Genomic DNA, 15,374 nt, shown 5'->3' with positions numbered 1-15,374 from the left:
CTTGCAGCACGGTCCGCCCGTGACCGGGGCAGGATGGAGGGGAGGAGGCGACGCCATGACCCCCAGCACTGCCGACCGGCCCCAGATGCTCGTCGAGGAATTCGAGGAGCTCGCCCGCAACGCGCCCGAGCTTGTGCGGCTGGAGTTCATCAGCGGAAAGGTCGTGGTCAAGCCCGTGCCGGACGGTAACCACAACGAGGTCATCGCCTGGCTTCAGCAGATCTGCATGCAGCACCGGCCCGATCTCTGGCTATACGGGGAGCAAGGCCTGAAGATCGAGGAGTACCGCAACGGACGGGCGAAGGCGGACGGCGTCCTGGCACCCCGTCGGCATTTCGTCGGGGCCCGTGAGTGGGCGGATTCGGACGGTGTCCTGATGGCCGTCGAGGTCACTTCGCACGACGGGGACGCTGTTCGGCGTGATCACATCGACAAGCCCGACGGTTATGCCGCCGCGGGCATCCCCGTCTATCTCCTGATCGACAGGGACGCGGGCAGCGTCATCGTCCACGCAGAGCCCGAGGGCGGCCAGTACCGCTGCATCACGACTCGTCCGTACGGCACCGCCATCGAACTGCCGGACCCCGTCGGTTTTACCCTGGAGACCGTGGAGCTCAAGGACTTCGCCGACTGAGCCGTAGCCGCCTCACCCCGCCGGGAGAAAAAAATCCAGAGAAATCCGGGGACGGTGTCGAAACCGGTGTCTCCCGTTCGACGCACGGGTGAGAGGCAGGGAGAAGCCCCGCCTCCGAGGCACCACGGACACGAGGAGTCACCATGCCGCGTTACCTGTCGCTGGTCCAGATCGACGAGAGCACCGCGCCCGCCGAGGGCCCGAGCCCGGAGCTGATGCAGCGGATGGGCGAGCTGATCGAGGAGATCACCAAGGCGGGGGTCATGCTCGACACCGCCGGGCTGACGCCGTCCGCCCAGGGCAAGCGGGTGCACTGGTCGGGCGGGCAGCTGTCCGTCACCGACGGGCCCTTCACCGAGTCCAAGGAGGTCGTCGGCGGCTACGCGCTCATGCAGTGCAAGGACATGGCCGAGGCCCTGGAGTGGACCAAGCGGTTCCTGAAGGTGCACGAGGAGCACTGGACGGTGACCTGCGAGGTGCGGGAGATCGCCGAGGGCTAGGACCTGTCCGGCGGATCATGCCGCAGCGGTTCCTTGGCCCACGGCCGACGCGGGTGTCTGATGGTGGGTTGTGGAAGAGCAGCAGCCCACTGTCACGCCCGTCACGCAGCCCGTCGCGTCCGGGGCCGCCCGAGGTGCCGGCGAAGCCGTCGAAGCGGTCGAAGCCGTCGAGACGATCTTCCGGATCGAGTCGCCCCGCATCATCGCCGGCGTCTCCCGCATCGTCCGCGACGTCGGCATCGCCGAGGAGCTCGCGCAGGACGCCCTGGTCGCGGCGCTGGAGCAGTGGCCGCGGGACGGCGTCCCGGACAACCCGGGCGCCTGGCTGACGACCACGGCCAAGCGCCGTGCGATCGATCTCGTACGCCGCCGGGAGCAGTACGCACGCAAGCTGGCGGAGGTGGGGCGGGACCTCTCGGTGACCGCCCCGCACCACCTCGACGAACCCTCCGACCCGGACGACATCGACGACGACCTGCTGCGGCTCGTCTTCACCGCCTGCCACCCCGTCCTCTCCGCCGAGGCCCGCATCGCCCTCACGCTGCGCCTGGTCGGCGGTCTGACCACCTCCGAGATCGCCCGCGCCTTCCTCGCCCCGGAGGCGACCGTCGCCCAGCGCATCGTGCGCGCCAAGCGGACCCTGGCGACGAAGGGCGTCCCCTTCGAGGTCCCCTACGGCTCGGACCGCGAGGCCCGCCTCGGGTCCGTGCTCGAGGTCATCTACCTGGTCTTCAACGAGGGATACGCGGCCACGGCGGGCGACGACCTGCTGCGCCCCGCCCTGTGCGAGGACGCGCTGCGACTGGCCCGCGTGCTGGCCGAGTTGATGCCCAAGGAGCCCGAAGTGCACGCGTTGGTGTCCCTGTTGGAACTCCAGGAGTCCCGTGCCGCCGCCCGCACCGGCCCCTCGGGCGAGCCCGTCCTCCTCAAGGACCAGAGCCGGCGCCGCTGGAACCGTCTGCTGATCCGCCGCGGCTTCGCCGCCCTCGGCCGGGCGAACGCCGTCACCACCGGCCCCCCTGGCCCGTACGCCCTCCAGGCCGCCATCGCCGCCTGCCACGCCCAGGCGTACGCGTACGAGGACACGGACTGGGAACGGATCGCCACCCTGTACGGGCTGCTGGCGGCCCGTTCCCCCTCTCCCGTGGTCGAGTTGAACCGCGCCGTCGCCGTCTCCATGGCCGAGGGCCCCGCCCAGGCACTGGAGATCGTCGACCGGCTGGCCGGCGAACCGGCCCTGCGCGACTACCACCTGCTGCCCAGCGTCCGCGGCGACCTGCTGGCCCGCCTCGGCCGTACGACGGAGGCCCGCGCGGAGTTCGAACGAGCCGCGAGCCTGGCCCGCAACGAACGGGAACGCGAGCTGCTGGAGACGCGGGCGCGGGAGTGTCGCTAGGGCCTAGGAGGCGTGCCGCTGGGCCGGGTGGCCGAGCAGCATCGTCGGTGCCCCCGCGACCCTGGTCAGGAAGACGGTGGCCGAGTGGGGGCCGTGCGACTTGGGCAGGGCCTTCTTGCGGAGTTCCTCCGGCTCGACCGCCGACCCCCGCTTCTTCACGGTCAGTACCCCGACCCCCCGCTCCCGCAGCAGCGCCTTCAACTTCTTCACGTTGAAGGGAAGCCGGTCGGTGATCTCGTAGGCGGAGGCGTACGGTGTCGGGCGCAGTTCGTCCGCCGTGATGTACGCGATCGTCTCGTCGACCAGGCCGCCGTCGACCTCCTCGGCGACCTCGGCCACCAGATGGGCCCGGATGACGGCGCCGTCGGGCTCGTACAGGTAGCGCCCGACCGCTCGCACCGCGGGGTCGGGCAGGCCGCGGCCGCGCAGCTCGCGCGGGCCGGGCAGCAGGGTGGCCCGCACCAGCCCCGGCTCGGTGCCGAACCACAGCACCGCCTCCTTCACGTCACCGGCGTCCGAGATCCACTCGGCCTCGGCCTCGGCGGGGACCGCCTCGTGGGGGATGCCCGGGGCGATCTTCAGGGCGGCGAGCGGGGCCTTCAGAGCCGTCGCGATCGCCCAGGAGAGCGGGGGCGAGTAAGCCTCCGGATCGAAGATACGGCCGCGTCCGCCGCGCCGCGCCGGGTCCACGAAGACCGCGTCGTACGCCTGTGTGTCGACCTCCGTGACATCGGCCTCGCGCACCTCGATCAGCTCGGCGAGCCCGAGCGCCTCGGCGTTCGCGCGCGCCACCGCCACCGTCAGCGGGTCCCGGTCCACGGCGAGGACGCGGATTCCGGCACGGGCCAGCGCGATCGCGTCGCCGCCGATGCCGGAGCACAGGTCGGCGACCGAGCGCACCCCCAGGGACCGCAGTCGCCGCGCGCGATGGGTGGCGACCGTGGTGCGCGTCGACTGCTCGACCCCGTTCGGGGTGAAGTACATCCGCTCCGCGTCCTCGGCGCCGAACTTCGCCGCCGCCCGCTGCCGCAGCCGCGCCTGCCCGAGCGCGGCCGAGACCAGTTCGGCCGGGTGGTCGCGGCGCAGCCGGGTGGCGACGGCCAGCTCCTGGGCGGGTTCGGTGCCGCGCACCTCGTCGAGCAGGGCGTGGCCCTCGGGGGTGAGGAGAGAGGCGAAGGAGACGTCGTTCACCGGCCCATTGTCGGTCAGCGCGGGTGGGTGTGGGCCAGTCGGTGGACGGTGCGCCCCCGGTCGCGGTGTCGGAGCCCCGGACGGGCGGTGGCCTGCGAGGATCCGACACCATGCGATCAGTACGACAAAAGTACAAAAACAACGCAAAGAGGGCGCGCGCGTGGGGCGGGGTGGCCGTCCTCGCCGTCGCCGCCCTCGCGTCCGGTTGCGCCGACGACGACACCAACGGCGCCCGTCCCGTCGAGGGACCCCAGCAGGCGCTGCACGCGCCCCCGGCCCGCGCCCTCGACTCCTACGCCGCCAGACTCCGCGCGCAGCAGGCCGCCCGGGCCGTCGCGGCCAAGCACTGGGGGCTCACGAAGGTCCCGTTGGCCGCGCCGCCGGCCCCGGCGAGGAAGCCGGTCATCGGACCCCGCGACGGCTTCGAGGTCACCGATCAGGAAGAGCTCGACCTGCCGCCGGTCTTCACGACCGTCCCCACCAAGGACAAGGTCGTCTTCCTCACCATCGACGACGGCTCCGAGAAGGACCCGGCGTTCCTCAGGATGATGAGCGACCTGAAGATCCCGTACACCGCCTTCCTGAGCAACTACCTGGTCAAGGACGACTACGGGTACTTCCGGAAGATGCGCGACCGGGGTGTCACCCTCAACAACCACACCCTCACCCACCCCTACCTGCCGGGGCTGTCGTACGAGGAGCAGCAGCACGAGATCTGCGGCATGCAGGACATCATGGAGAAGCAGTTCGGCAAGCGCCCCAAGGTCTTCAGGCCGCCCTACGGCAACTACAACCGGGACACCCTGCGTGCCGCCAAGTCCTGTGGCATCAAGTACGCGCCCATCTGGGACGAGGAGGTCTTCGTCGACCACTGGGAGTACCGCGACTGGGACCGCGACCTGCACCCCGGCGACATCGTCCTCACCCACTTCCGCGGCAGGGAGGACTGGGACGGCACCATGCCCGACATGATCCGCCGCTTTTTGAAGCTGGTCACCGACAAGGGGTACGCGGTGGCACGGCTGGAGGACTACCTGTGAGAACGCGGGCGCTGGTCGCGGGGGCGCTCACCGCGGCGCTCCTGACCGGCTGCACCGGCTGTGCCCAGTCCGTCGACCCGATCGAACGGCTGGGCAAGAAGGCCGCGCAGGAGGTACGCAGGTCCAGGCCGGAGGGGCCGACCCCGGCGACGTACCGCCACTGGGGGCTGCCCACCCCGCTCGCCGCCCCGCCGCAGCGGCCCGCCCGGCCCGCCCTGCGCGGTGCGGCGCCGGGGCTGGCTCCCGTCGTGGACCGCGTACCCACCCGCGACAAGGTGGTCTTCCTGACGTACGACGACGGTGCCGAGCGCGATCCGCGGTTCGTCGACATGGTCCGTGAACTGCGGCTGCCGGTCAGCATGTTCCTCACGGACAGTGTCGTCGGGCCGGGGTACGGGCACTTCGCCCAGCTGCGGACGGTCGGCGCGAGCGTGCAGAACCACACCCTCCACCACGCCTCGCTGCGCGGACTGCCGTACGCGGGCCAGCGGGCCGAGATCTGCGGCCAGCAGGAGAAGCTCAAGGCCCGATTCGGCGTCCGCCCCAGGCTCTTCCGTCCCCCCTACGGCACCTACGACACCACCACGCTGCACGCCGCCGCCGACTGCGGGGTCGCGGCCGTCGTCCTCGGCCGGGAGCCCGACGCCCGCCGCCTGCGACCGGGTGACATCCTCTCCGGCTTCGAGGAGCCCAACCTCACGGAGGCGACGGTCAGACTCCTGCGACGCATCCAGGCGGAGGGCTTCACGCCGGCGCGTCTTGAGAACTACCTCTGACCATGCGGCTGGGGGTACGCCGACACGCGCGCCGGGTGCCCAAAACCCCACGCCACGCCGGAGGCTTTGGCACTCCGCTTGACCGAGTGCTAATCGCGGTCATAGTCTCGGCCCTGGCACTCCCCACTGGAGAGTGCCAATAGCGACGGGCAGGTCCGGCACCCGCGACGACGGATCCACCTGGTCGCCACCTCAGACAGTTAACCCCGTGAGATCTCCGAAGGGGGAGGTCGGATCGTGACGACCACCAGCTCCAAGGTTGCCATCAAGCCGCTCGAGGACCGTGTTGTGGTCCAGCCGCTGGACGCCGAGCAGACCACGGCTTCCGGCCTGGTCATCCCGGACACCGCGAAGGAGAAGCCCCAGGAGGGCGTCGTCCTCGCCGTGGGCCCGGGCCGCTTCGAGAACGGCGAGCGCCTGCCGCTCGACGTCAGCACCGGCGACATCGTGCTGTACAGCAAGTACGGCGGCACCGAGGTGAAGTACAACGGCGAGGAGTACCTCGTCCTCTCGGCTCGCGACGTGCTCGCGATCATCGAGAAGTAGTTCGCCCAGCTTCACCGTTCCACCCAGTTTTGCAGTGAACTGCGCCCCTGGCCCCCGCGACCATAACCAGCCGGGCGTCGGGGGCGCGGTTCGTTCACCCCAGTTTTCCGAGAGGGCTGAATCGCTCCCATGGCGAAGATCCTGAAGTTCGACGAGGACGCCCGTCGCGCCCTCGAGCGCGGCGTCAACAAGCTTGCCGACACGGTCAAGGTGACGATCGGCCCCAAGGGCCGCAACGTCGTCATCGACAAGAAGTTCGGCGCACCCACCATCACCAACGACGGTGTCACCATCGCCCGCGAGGTCGAGCTCGACGACCCGTACGAGAACCTCGGCGCCCAGCTGGTGAAGGAGGTGGCGACCAAGACCAACGACATCGCGGGTGACGGTACGACCACCGCCACCGTGCTGGCCCAGGCGCTCGTCCGCGAGGGCCTGAAGAACGTCGCCGCGGGTGCCTCCCCGGCGCTGCTGAAGAAGGGCATCGACGCGGCCGTCAAGGCGGTCTCGGACGAGCTCCTCGCCACCGCGCGCCCCATCGAGGAGAAGTCCGACATCGCGGCCGTCGCCGCGCTGTCCGCCCAGGACCCGCAGGTCGGCGAGCTCATCGCCGAGGCGATGGACAAGGTCGGCAAGGACGGTGTCATCACCGTCGAGGAGTCCAACACCTTCGGCCTGGAGCTCGACTTCACCGAGGGCATGGCCTTCGACAAGGGCTACCTGTCGCCGTACATGGTGTCCGACCAGGAGCGTATGGAGGCCGTCCTCGACGACCCGTACATCCTCATCCACCAGGGCAAGATCAGCTCCATCCAGGACCTGCTGCCGCTGCTGGAGAAGGTCATCCAGTCCAACGCCTCCCGGCCGCTGCTGATCATCGCCGAGGACGTCGAGGGCGAGGCCCTGTCGACCCTGGTCGTGAACAAGATCCGCGGCACGTTCAACGCCGTCGCCGTGAAGGCCCCCGGCTTCGGTGACCGCCGCAAGGCCATGCTCGGCGACATCGCCACCCTCACCGGTGGTCAGGTCATCGCCGAGGAGGTCGGCCTCAAGCTCGACCAGGTCGGTCTGGACGTGCTGGGCAGCGCCCGCCGTGTGACCGTCACCAAGGACGACACCACCATCGTCGACGGTGGCGGCAACTCCGAGGAGGTCCTCGGCCGGGTCAACCAGATCAAGGCCGAGATCGAGAACACCGACTCCGACTGGGACCGCGAGAAGCTCCAGGAGCGCCTCGCGAAGCTGGCCGGCGGCGTGTGCGTGATCAAGGTCGGCGCCGCCACCGAGGTCGAGCTCAAGGAGAAGAAGCACCGTCTGGAGGACGCCATCTCCGCGACCCGCGCCGCGGTCGAGGAGGGCATCGTCTCCGGTGGTGGCTCCGCGCTCGTCCACGCCGTGAAGATCCTCGAGGGCAACCTCGGCAAGACCGGCGACGAGGCCACGGGTGTCGCGGTCGTCCGCAAGGCCGCCGTCGAGCCGCTGCGCTGGATCGCCGAGAACGCCGGCCTGGAGGGTTACGTCATCACCTCCAAGGTCGCCGAGCTCGACAAGGGCCAGGGCTTCAACGCCGCCACCGGCGAGTACGGCGACCTGGTCAAGTCCGGTGTCATCGACCCGGTCAAGGTCACCCGCTCCGCCCTGGAGAACGCCGCCTCCATCGCCTCCCTGCTCCTCACGACCGAGACCCTGGTCGTCGAGAAGCCGGCCGAGGAGGAGGCCGACGCCGGTCACGGCCACGGGCACTCCCACTGAGTCTCGTACTCCCGAAGAAGCCCCCGTTCCGCACGGAACGGGGGCTTCTCCCGTACCCGGTACCCCCGCTCCGACCGGCACCACCTGCTCCGACCGCTCCAGCCGGTACCTACCAGCCCGCCGGAACTACTGCTCCAGCGCGTCCAGCGCCCCCAGCTGAGCCAACAGCCCCAGCCGGTCGTACTGCCACCAGCCCTCGGCGATCTTCCCGTCCTCCTGACAGCGGAAGACGGTCGTGCCGGTCATGGTGACCTGCTTCCCGGTCGCCGGGATCCCCATGAAGTCGCCCTTGTGGGTGCCGTTCCAGGCCCACCGGGTGCAGACCCGGTCGCCCTGGGTGAGCTGGTCCTCGACGGTGAACGTGAAGTCGAATCCGCCGCGCCACATCTCGATCTCGCGCCGCATCGCGTCGAGGCCGATGGTGTCCTGCTCGTTGGCGGGATCGTGGTCGTGGTAGCTCTCCACCATCAGACCGTTGAGCGGCGGCAGTTCACCCGGGCCGGCCATCGTCTCGAAGAACCTGCGGATGTTGGCCGCGAACAGCTGCTCGTCCCGCACCACGTCCAGGTCGGTGAACGTCGGCAGTCCGTCGCAGAGCGCCACCATCTCCTGGAAGATCCTGTCGGTCTCGGGGAGGTGCGAGTTCCGCATCGCCTCCTCGAACGAGGGGAACTCCACGATCTCTATGAAGTGGGTCGCGTCGGAGCGGTCCTTGCCGATCACACTGTGCGTCGCGGTCCGCTTGCCCCTGGTCTTCTCGACCCATGTGTCCATCAGCTGGTTCATCTCGTCGAACCGGCTGGTCCTGCAATCGATGAGCTGTACGAATGTCATGGCGTCGCCTCCGGCCCCCTGGGTCCGGTTGAACACCCTCAGTTTCCCACCGGAGGGACGACACCACCCACTGCGCGGTGGTCCTTACCGGGGGCCGTACTTCCGGCCCGTCTTCGACGTGATCCCGCCCAGCAGTCCGCGCGGCGCCACCTTCACCAGGCCCATCAGCGCCTTGTAGCGGGGGTCGGGGATGGACAGCGACTTGCCGCGGGCCAGGTCCGCGAGCGCCGCCGCGACCAGCTTGTCCGCATCCAGCCACATCCAGTTCGGGATGTTGTCCGTGCCCATCCCGGCCCGCTGGTGGAACTCGGTGCGGACGAAACCGGGGGCCAGCGCCATCAGCCGTACGCCGCTGCCCGCCAGATCCCGCGCCGCGCCCTGCGTGAACTGCACGACCCACGCCTTGGACGCCCCGTACGTACCCCGCGGCACGAACGCGGCCACCGACGCGACGTTGACGACTCCGCCCCGGCCGCGCTCCCGCATGGCCTCGGTCGCCGCCGACGTCAACCGCAGCACCGCCTCACAGTGCACCTTGAGCATCGTCAGCTCGTCGGCCATCGACACCTCGAGATAGTGGCCCTTGTTGCCGAAGCCCGCGTTGTTGATCAGCAGGTCGACCGGGTTCTTGCGGTCGGAGAGGCGGGTGGCCACCGCCTCGATGCCCTCGTCCGTCGCCAGGTCGGCGGTCAGCACCTCCGCCTCGATGCCGTGCCGGTCGTGCAGTTCGGTCGCCTGCTCGCCCAGCCGCTTGGTGTCACGCGCCACCAGCACGAGGTTGTGCCCGTCAGCCGCCAGCCGCCGCGCGAAGGCGGCGCCGATGCCCGCGGTCGATCCCGTAATCAGAGCCGTTGTCATGGCCCAAGGCTAGTGACCTGACCAGGCCCGCCCCACTCCCGCCACCCAACGCCCACCTTGCTCCACGAGTTCCCCGCACACCCCGGACGCCCCACCCCCGTGCCCCACCCCGCGCCCCCGCTTCGAGCGGCTAGCCGCTGTGCCGCGCCATGTACTTCTCCGCCATCTCCAGCAACTCCGGGTGCAGCGCGTCACCCGCGGCCAACACGCTCGGCAGCAACGCCCGTTCGGTCGTCTCGGCGCGGAAGGCGAGGGCGACCGTCACCTCGTGGTCGGGCCGGTGCACGACCTCGATCGGGTCGCCCGCCCGGATCTCGCCCGGCTCGATCACCCGCAAATAGGCACCGGGCGAGCCCTTCTGGGTGAACCGCTTCACCCAGCGCTGCTCACCGACGTGCCCCTGGAACGTACGGCAGGGGATGCGCCCGCAGGTGACTTCGAGGACCACCTCGGAGCCGACGCGCCAGCGCTCGCCGATCCGCGCGCCGGACACGTCGAGCCCCTGGGTCGTCAGGTTCTCGCCGAACGCGCCGCTCGCCAGCGACCGGCCGAGCTCGCGCCCCCAGTCGTCCAGGTCCTCGCGGGCGACCGCGTACACCGCCTGGTCGTTCCCGCCGTGATGGCGCAGGTCGCACACCGCGTCCCCGGCGAGGCCGCTCGCGCCGACCCCCTTGGGCCCGGGTGCCGTCACCCGCACCGGCCCGTCCACCGGTCGCTTGTCGATGCCGGTGACGCCCTCGGGCTGGTCCGTGTACGGGACGGCCCGCGGGCGGCCGATGTTCAGGGACAGAAGCTTCATGACAGCACGCTAGGCGATGAGAACCAAAGCAGCGACGCAATATTCGCCGCCGTACCCAAGACTCACTTATGCTCGAAAGGTGATCGAGGCCCGTCATCTCCGTGTCCTGCGCGCCGTCGCCGCCACCGGCTCCTTCTCGGCGGCGGGACGTGAACTGGGCTGCACCCAGCCCGCCGTCAGCCAGCAGATGAAGGCGCTCGAATCGTCCGTCGGCACCCCGCTGCTCGTCCGCACGGGCCGCGAGATGCGCCTCACCCAGGCGGGCGAGGCGCTGGTCCGGCACGCGGCGGGCATCATCGCGGGCCTGACCGCGGCCGAGGAGGAGGTCGCCGCGATCGCGGGCCTGCGTGCGGGCCGGGTCCGGCTCGTCTCGTTCCCCAGCGGCAGTTCCACGCTCGTCCCCACGGCCCTCGCCGCGCTGCGCGCCGCGCATCCCGGCACCCGGGTCTCCCTGGAGGAGGCCGAGCCGCCGGAGTCCGTCGAGAAGCTCCGGGCCGGGGACTGCGACATCGCCCTCGCGTTCCGCTACGAGGGAGCCGCGGGTGCCGAGGAGTGGGACGACCTGGTCGTACGGCCCCTGCTGCGGGACCGGCTCGTCGGGCTGGTCCCCGAGAAGCACCGGCTCGCGCGGGCCGGGTCGGTCGCGATCGCCGAACTCGCCGAGGAGCCCTGGATCGCGGGCTGCCCGCGCTGCCGCGGACAACTGGTGGAGGTATGCCGCGCCGCGGGCTTCGTGCCCCGCATCGACTTCGCCACCGACGACTACCCGGCCGTGGTCGGGCTGGTCGGTGCGGGCCTCGGGGTCGCGGTCCTGCCGGAGCTCGCGATCGAGTCCGTACGCCCCAAGGGTGCACGCACCGTGACGGTGGAGCCGCCGGTGCGGCGCGAGATCGTCGCGCTCACCCTGCCGGACCTGGCACAGGTGCCGGCGGTGGCGGCGACGCTCGACCAACTGGCGCGCGCCGCGAGCCGCTGACGCCGCCAAACAGCATGGGCACGCGTGCGCGTGCCCGACGGTGGACTGAAAAGCAGAAACGTTCCTTCAGTTGTTCGAAGCGGGATCGCCGCTCCCGGTGGTCGACGCCGCCACCAGCCGGTTGCGCGCCCGCCCCATGAGTTCCTCGCGCTCGTCCTCGGTCAGGCCGCCCCATACGCCGTACGGTTCGCGCACCGCCAGAGCGTGCGCAGCGCACTGGGCGCGAACCGGGCATCGCATGCAGACCTCTTTGGCCGAGTTCTCGCGAGCGCTCCGTGCCGCACCACGCTCGCCCTCCGGGTGGAAGAAGAGCGAGCTGTCGACCCCGCGGCAGGCCGCGAGGAGCTGCCAGTCCCAGAGGTCCGCGTTCGGACCGGGAAGGCGGGAGAAATCTGCCATTGCTTTGTCCCCTTGTTGCCGTTCTGGGCCGCTCTGTGCCCACCGACCGTACATCTACGATCTAAGGAGATGAAAATATGACTCATTGCGAATCTAGCCGCAGACACCAGCAAAGGGGAAGAAAACAGGCTGAATGGGGCATAGGTTGTGATGAAACGTTGAGGGTCCGTTGCGCATGTCTGCCTCGTGTCCACGCCCTCACGTAGAGTGCCGAAGGCGACCGACTGCCCCGTAACTCTTTCGAGTGACCGTCGTTGAGAGTGCGGAGGCGGTTGAAGGAACAAGCGCTCGGGCAGACGGCAGTTCCGTCGGCGAGTGTCGACCGCACAGATGACGATTCGTACCAGCCTGGAGGCTCAAGGTGACGCGCATCAGCTGCGGAGGGCGGCCATGACATCCGTCCTCGTCTGCGACGACTCCCCGCTTGCCCGAGAGGCGCTCCGCCGAGCGGTGGCGACCGTGCCCGGCGTCGAGCGCGTGACGACGGCAGCCAACGGCGAGGAAGTCCTCCGCCGCTGGGGTGCCGACCGCTCGGACCTGATTCTGATGGACGTACGCATGCCCGGACTGGGTGGCGTCGAGACCGTCCGGCGGCTGCTGTCCGCCGACCCCGGTGCGCGCATCATCATGCTCACCGTGGCCGAGGACCTGGACGGTGTGGCGCTCGCCGTCGCCGCCGGGGCCCGCGGCTATCTGCACAAGGACGCCTCCCGCGCCGAGCTGCGCGCGACCGTGACCCAGGCGCTCGCCGACCCCACCTGGCGGCTCGCCCCGCGCAGACTGCGGTCGGCCGAGATGGGCGCGGCGCCGACGCTCACGGCGCGTGAGATCCAGGTGCTGGAAGGCATGAGTCACGGCCGCTCCAACGCCGAGATCGGCCGCGAGCTGTTCCTCTCCGAGGACACCGTGAAGACGCACGCCCGGCGGCTCTTCAAGAAACTCGGCGCCTCGGACCGCGCGCACGCCGTGGCGCTCGGTTTCCGATGGGGTCTGGTTCGTTAGGTGAGCCGTCGCGGGGGTACGACGCACCCCGCCTACCTCATGGTGGGCGGGGCCGACAACAGCGCCCGCCGAGTGCCCGCTGCTCGTTTCGCCGCGGATGCCGCATGCTTGAGGTGTGGAGTTCCTCGGGGACGAGTCGGTCGAGCGGAAGGGGAGGGCGCAGGAGATGAGTTCCGGCGCACCTGCTCATAACGCTTCGGTGCACAACTACGGACGCGGTGCCACGGACAAGACGACGCCGAGGCACCATGGACCGATGCGCGACGACGAGACGACGGTGATCGGTGCGCTCGTCCATCGCGCGGTCGACGGCGACGAGCAGGCCACGCACGACCTGCTCGCGCATGTACATCCCTTGGCGTTGCGCTACTGCCGCACCCGCCTCTCCCGGCTTCCGGGCGACGCGCGGCACTTCGTCGAGGACCTGGCCCAGGAGGTCTGCGTAGCGGTGCTCCTCGCACTGCCGCGCTACAAGGACACCGGGCGCCCCTTCGAGGCGTTCGTCTTCGCCATCGCCGCGCACAAGGTCGCCGACCTGCAGCGCGCCGCGATGCGCCACCCCGGTTCGACGGCGGTTCCCTCGGACGAGATGCCCGAGCGCCCCGACGACTCCCTCGGCCCCGAGGAGCGCGCTCTCCTCAGCAGCGACGCCGAGTGGGCCAAGAAACTCCTGGCCAACCTCCCCGAGAACCAGCGCGAGCTGCTTCTGCTGCGCATCGCGGTGGGCCTCACGGCCGAGGAGACGGGCCAGATGTTGGGAATGTCACCGGGCGCCGTTCGGGTGGCGCAGCACCGCGCACTGAGCCGGTTGCGGGCGCTGGCGGAGCAGTAGGCGGGTCTCAGGGGCCTCCGACACCGGGACCTCTGGGGACGCGTTCGCCGGCGCTACGGGTCCGCCCTCCCAAGGGGCGGACCGGGTTTTGCCCGGGCGTGGGGTTCGCGTCGTCCTTCCGCGGGGACCGGGCCCCGGCCCACAACTGAACGGCATCGCCACCCCGCCCGTACGAACCTACGAAGCCCGAAGGCGATCCGAACCGTGGAATGGGAGACCCTTGCTTCCCGTTAGCATGGACATCCGCACCGATCAAGGCCATTTGGGGAAGGTGTCATGACTGCCAACGTCGACGGAGTGCCCGCCAAATTCGCGACACTCGGGCTGACCTACGACGACGTGCTGCTGCTGCCGGGCGCCTCCGAGGTGCTGCCCAACGCGGTCGACACCTCGTCGCGTATCTCCCGCAACGTACGTGTGAACATCCCACTGCTGTCCGCGGCGATGGACAAGGTGACCGAGTCGCGCATGGCGATCGCCATGGCGCGGCAGGGAGGCGTCGGTGTACTGCACCGCAACCTCTCCATCGAGGACCAGGTCAACCAGGTCGACCTGGTGAAGCGCTCCGAGTCCGGCATGGTCACCGACCCGATCACGGTGCACCCGGACGCGACGCTGGCCGAGGCCGACGCGCTCTGTGCCAAGTTCCGCATCTCCGGCGTGCCGGTCACCGACGGCGGCGGCAAGCTGCTCGGCATCGTCACCAACCGGGACATGGCCTTCGAGACCGACCGTTCGCGCCAGGTGCGCGAGGTCATGACGCCGATGCCCCTGGTCACCGGCAAGGTCGGCATCTCCGGCACCGACGCCATGGAGCTGCTGCGCCGCCACAAGATCGAGAAGCTTCCGCTGGTCGACGACGCGGGTGTCCTCAAGGGCCTCATCACGGTCAAGGACTTCGTGAAGGCCGAGAAGTACCCGAACGCCGCGAAGGACGCCGAGGGCCGGCTGCTGGTGGGTGCCGCCGTCGGCGCCAGCCCCGAGGCGCTGGAGCGCGCCCAGGCGCTGGCCGAGGCCGGGGTGGACTTCCTGATCGTCGACACCTCGCACGGGCACAACAGCAACGCGCTCAACTGGATGGCGAAGATCAAGTCGAGCGTGCACGTCGACGTGATCGGCGGCAACGTCGCCACCCGTGACGGTGCCCAGGCCCTGATCGACGCCGGTGTCGACGGCGTCAAGGTGGGCGTCGGCCCCGGCTCGATCTGTACCACCCGTGTGGTCGCCGGCATCGGCGTCCCGCAGGTCACCGCCATCTACGAAGCGGCCCTCGCGGCCCGTGCCGCGGGTGTCCCGGTGATCGGCGACGGTGGTCTGCAGTACTCCGGCGACATCGGCAAGGCGCTGGCCGCCGGTGCCGACACGGTGATGCTCGGCAGCCTCCTGGCGGGCTGTGAGGAGTCGCCCGGCGAGCTGCTCTTCATCAACGGCAAGCAGTTCAAGTCGTACCGCGGGATGGGCTCCCTCGGCGCCATGCAGTCCCGGGGCCAGGGCAGGTCGTACTCGAAGGACCGCTACTTCCAGGCGGACGTGGCCTCCGACGACAAGCTCGTGCCCGAGGGCATCGAGGGACAGGTGCCCTACCGCGGCCCGCTGGCCAACGTGCTGCACCAGCTCGTCGGCGGTCTGCGCCAGACCATGGGGTACGTGGGCGCCGCCACCATCGACGAGATGGAGTCCAAGGGCCGGTTCGTCCGGATCACCTCGGCGGGTCTCAAGGAGAGCCACCCGCACGACATCCAGATGACGGTCGAGGCGCCGAACTACAGCCGTAACGACTAGCCGTACAGGTACGTGAGGGCGGTCCCGGAGGTTCCGGGGCCGCCCTTGTCGTGGGTG

At 70.1% G+C, this 15,374-nt stretch carries 16 protein-coding genes; 11 read left to right on the top strand and 5 right to left on the bottom strand.

Annotation, left to right across the window (positions count from 1 at the left end):
- The first annotated feature begins 55 nt into the window (after positions 1–55).
- The 3 genes from AQJ27_RS13510 (at position 56) to AQJ27_RS13500 (ending at position 2,530) form a co-directional block, all read left to right on the top strand.
- Positions 56–634, top strand: coding sequence for a Uma2 family endonuclease (locus tag AQJ27_RS13510; RefSeq protein WP_067366980.1), 579 nt, complete (start codon positions 56–58; stop codon positions 632–634).
- Positions 635–777: 143 nt separating this feature from the next.
- The gene (locus tag AQJ27_RS13505) at positions 778–1,134 is read left to right on the top strand and encodes a YciI family protein (protein ID WP_060901481.1); all 357 of its coding nucleotides are present in this window, start codon (positions 778–780) and stop codon (positions 1,132–1,134) included.
- A gap of 70 nt (positions 1,135–1,204) precedes the next feature.
- Positions 1,205–2,530, top strand: coding sequence for an RNA polymerase sigma factor (locus AQJ27_RS13500; protein ID WP_067366977.1), 1,326 nt, complete (start codon positions 1,205–1,207; stop codon positions 2,528–2,530).
- 3 nt (positions 2,531–2,533) lie between these two features.
- Here AQJ27_RS13500 and AQJ27_RS13495 read toward each other — a convergent pair whose 3' ends face one another.
- Positions 2,534–3,721: a THUMP-like domain-containing protein gene (locus AQJ27_RS13495; protein ID WP_067366974.1), complete on the bottom strand. Its 1,188-nt coding sequence runs from the start codon at positions 3,719–3,721 to the stop codon at positions 2,534–2,536.
- A 110-nt stretch (positions 3,722–3,831) separates the two neighbouring features.
- On the opposite strand from AQJ27_RS13495, the gene AQJ27_RS13490 reads away from it, so the two are divergent.
- The 4 genes from AQJ27_RS13490 to groL all read left to right on the top strand — a co-directional run bounded on the left by AQJ27_RS13490 (position 3,832) and on the right by groL (position 7,835).
- Positions 3,832–4,761: a polysaccharide deacetylase family protein gene (locus AQJ27_RS13490; protein ID WP_079064990.1), complete on the top strand. Its 930-nt coding sequence runs from the start codon at positions 3,832–3,834 to the stop codon at positions 4,759–4,761.
- A complete protein-coding gene (locus AQJ27_RS13485; RefSeq protein WP_067366969.1) occupies positions 4,758–5,537 on the top strand; it encodes a polysaccharide deacetylase family protein in 780 nt (259 codons plus the stop codon). Before AQJ27_RS13490 ends, AQJ27_RS13485 begins: the two co-directional genes overlap by 4 nt.
- 237 nt (positions 5,538–5,774) lie before the next feature.
- Complete coding sequence (groES, locus tag AQJ27_RS13480; RefSeq protein ID WP_060901476.1) at positions 5,775–6,083, top strand: co-chaperone GroES; 309 nt, start codon at positions 5,775–5,777, stop codon at positions 6,081–6,083.
- A 129-nt stretch (positions 6,084–6,212) separates the two neighbouring features.
- Entirely contained in the window at positions 6,213–7,835 is a 1,623-nt protein-coding gene (groL, locus tag AQJ27_RS13475; protein WP_067366966.1) for a chaperonin GroEL, read from the top strand.
- Between the two features lie 126 nt (positions 7,836–7,961).
- Here the strand turns inward: groL and AQJ27_RS13470 are convergent, their stop codons facing one another.
- The 3 genes from AQJ27_RS13470 to AQJ27_RS13460 all read right to left on the bottom strand — a co-directional run bounded on the left by AQJ27_RS13470 (position 7,962) and on the right by AQJ27_RS13460 (position 10,326).
- Entirely contained in the window at positions 7,962–8,669 is a 708-nt protein-coding gene (locus AQJ27_RS13470; protein WP_067367860.1) for an ester cyclase, read from the bottom strand.
- A gap of 84 nt (positions 8,670–8,753) precedes the next feature.
- A complete protein-coding gene (locus AQJ27_RS13465) occupies positions 8,754–9,527 on the bottom strand; it encodes an SDR family NAD(P)-dependent oxidoreductase (RefSeq protein WP_067366963.1) in 774 nt (257 codons plus the stop codon).
- Between the two features lie 130 nt (positions 9,528–9,657).
- The gene (locus AQJ27_RS13460; RefSeq protein WP_067366960.1) at positions 9,658–10,326 is read right to left on the bottom strand and encodes an MOSC domain-containing protein; all 669 of its coding nucleotides are present in this window, start codon (positions 10,324–10,326) and stop codon (positions 9,658–9,660) included.
- Positions 10,327–10,405: 79 nt separating this feature from the next.
- On the opposite strand from AQJ27_RS13460, the gene AQJ27_RS13455 reads away from it, so the two are divergent.
- Positions 10,406–11,302: a LysR family transcriptional regulator gene (locus tag AQJ27_RS13455; RefSeq protein ID WP_067366957.1), complete on the top strand. Its 897-nt coding sequence runs from the start codon at positions 10,406–10,408 to the stop codon at positions 11,300–11,302.
- Between the two features lie 66 nt (positions 11,303–11,368).
- Here the strand turns inward: AQJ27_RS13455 and AQJ27_RS13450 are convergent, their stop codons facing one another.
- Entirely contained in the window at positions 11,369–11,701 is a 333-nt protein-coding gene (locus AQJ27_RS13450; protein ID WP_060901471.1) for a WhiB family transcriptional regulator, read from the bottom strand.
- Positions 11,702–12,091: 390 nt separating this feature from the next.
- Here AQJ27_RS13450 and AQJ27_RS13445 point away from each other — a divergent pair, with 390 nt between their 5' ends.
- From AQJ27_RS13445 to guaB, 3 genes are all read left to right on the top strand, one after another.
- A complete protein-coding gene (locus AQJ27_RS13445; protein ID WP_003948568.1) occupies positions 12,092–12,703 on the top strand; it encodes a response regulator transcription factor in 612 nt (203 codons plus the stop codon).
- A 256-nt stretch (positions 12,704–12,959) separates the two neighbouring features.
- Positions 12,960–13,535 carry a sigma-70 family RNA polymerase sigma factor gene (locus AQJ27_RS13440; RefSeq protein WP_060901477.1) on the top strand — a complete coding sequence of 192 codons (576 nt, stop codon included), beginning with the start codon at positions 12,960–12,962 and terminating at the stop codon, positions 13,533–13,535.
- A 276-nt stretch (positions 13,536–13,811) separates the two neighbouring features.
- A complete protein-coding gene (guaB, locus tag AQJ27_RS13435) occupies positions 13,812–15,317 on the top strand; it encodes an IMP dehydrogenase (RefSeq protein WP_060901470.1) in 1,506 nt (501 codons plus the stop codon).
- Positions 15,318–15,374 lie beyond the last annotated feature (57 nt).

Origin of the sequence: Streptomyces olivochromogenes (genome assembly GCF_001514115.1) — a bacterium.
GTDB lineage: Bacteria > Actinomycetota > Actinomycetes > Streptomycetales > Streptomycetaceae > Streptomyces > Streptomyces olivochromogenes.
Note: the sequence above shows the minus strand (reverse complement) of the source record. Positions and strands in the feature narration are given on the sequence as shown.

Excerpts from the sequence above, each read along its gene's own strand:
- guaB (WP_060901470.1), top strand. The coding sequence starts at position 13,812 with ATGACTGCCAACGTCGACGGAGTGCCCGCCAAATTCGCGACACTCGGG.
- AQJ27_RS13460 (WP_067366960.1), bottom strand. The coding sequence starts at position 10,326 with ATGAAGCTTCTGTCCCTGAACATCGGCCGCCCGCGGGCCGTCCCGTAC.
- AQJ27_RS13505 (WP_060901481.1), top strand. The coding sequence starts at position 778 with ATGCCGCGTTACCTGTCGCTGGTCCAGATCGACGAGAGCACCGCGCCC.
- groL (WP_067366966.1), top strand. The coding sequence starts at position 6,213 with ATGGCGAAGATCCTGAAGTTCGACGAGGACGCCCGTCGCGCCCTCGAG.
- AQJ27_RS13450 (WP_060901471.1), bottom strand. The coding sequence starts at position 11,701 with ATGGCAGATTTCTCCCGCCTTCCCGGTCCGAACGCGGACCTCTGGGAC.
- AQJ27_RS13490 (WP_079064990.1), top strand. The coding sequence starts at position 3,832 with ATGCGATCAGTACGACAAAAGTACAAAAACAACGCAAAGAGGGCGCGC.
- AQJ27_RS13465 (WP_067366963.1), bottom strand. The coding sequence starts at position 9,527 with ATGACAACGGCTCTGATTACGGGATCGACCGCGGGCATCGGCGCCGCC.
- AQJ27_RS13510 (WP_067366980.1), top strand. The coding sequence starts at position 56 with ATGACCCCCAGCACTGCCGACCGGCCCCAGATGCTCGTCGAGGAATTC.
- AQJ27_RS13445 (WP_003948568.1), top strand. The coding sequence starts at position 12,092 with ATGACATCCGTCCTCGTCTGCGACGACTCCCCGCTTGCCCGAGAGGCG.
- AQJ27_RS13440 (WP_060901477.1), top strand. The coding sequence starts at position 12,960 with ATGCGCGACGACGAGACGACGGTGATCGGTGCGCTCGTCCATCGCGCG.
- AQJ27_RS13470 (WP_067367860.1), bottom strand. The coding sequence starts at position 8,669 with ATGACATTCGTACAGCTCATCGATTGCAGGACCAGCCGGTTCGACGAG.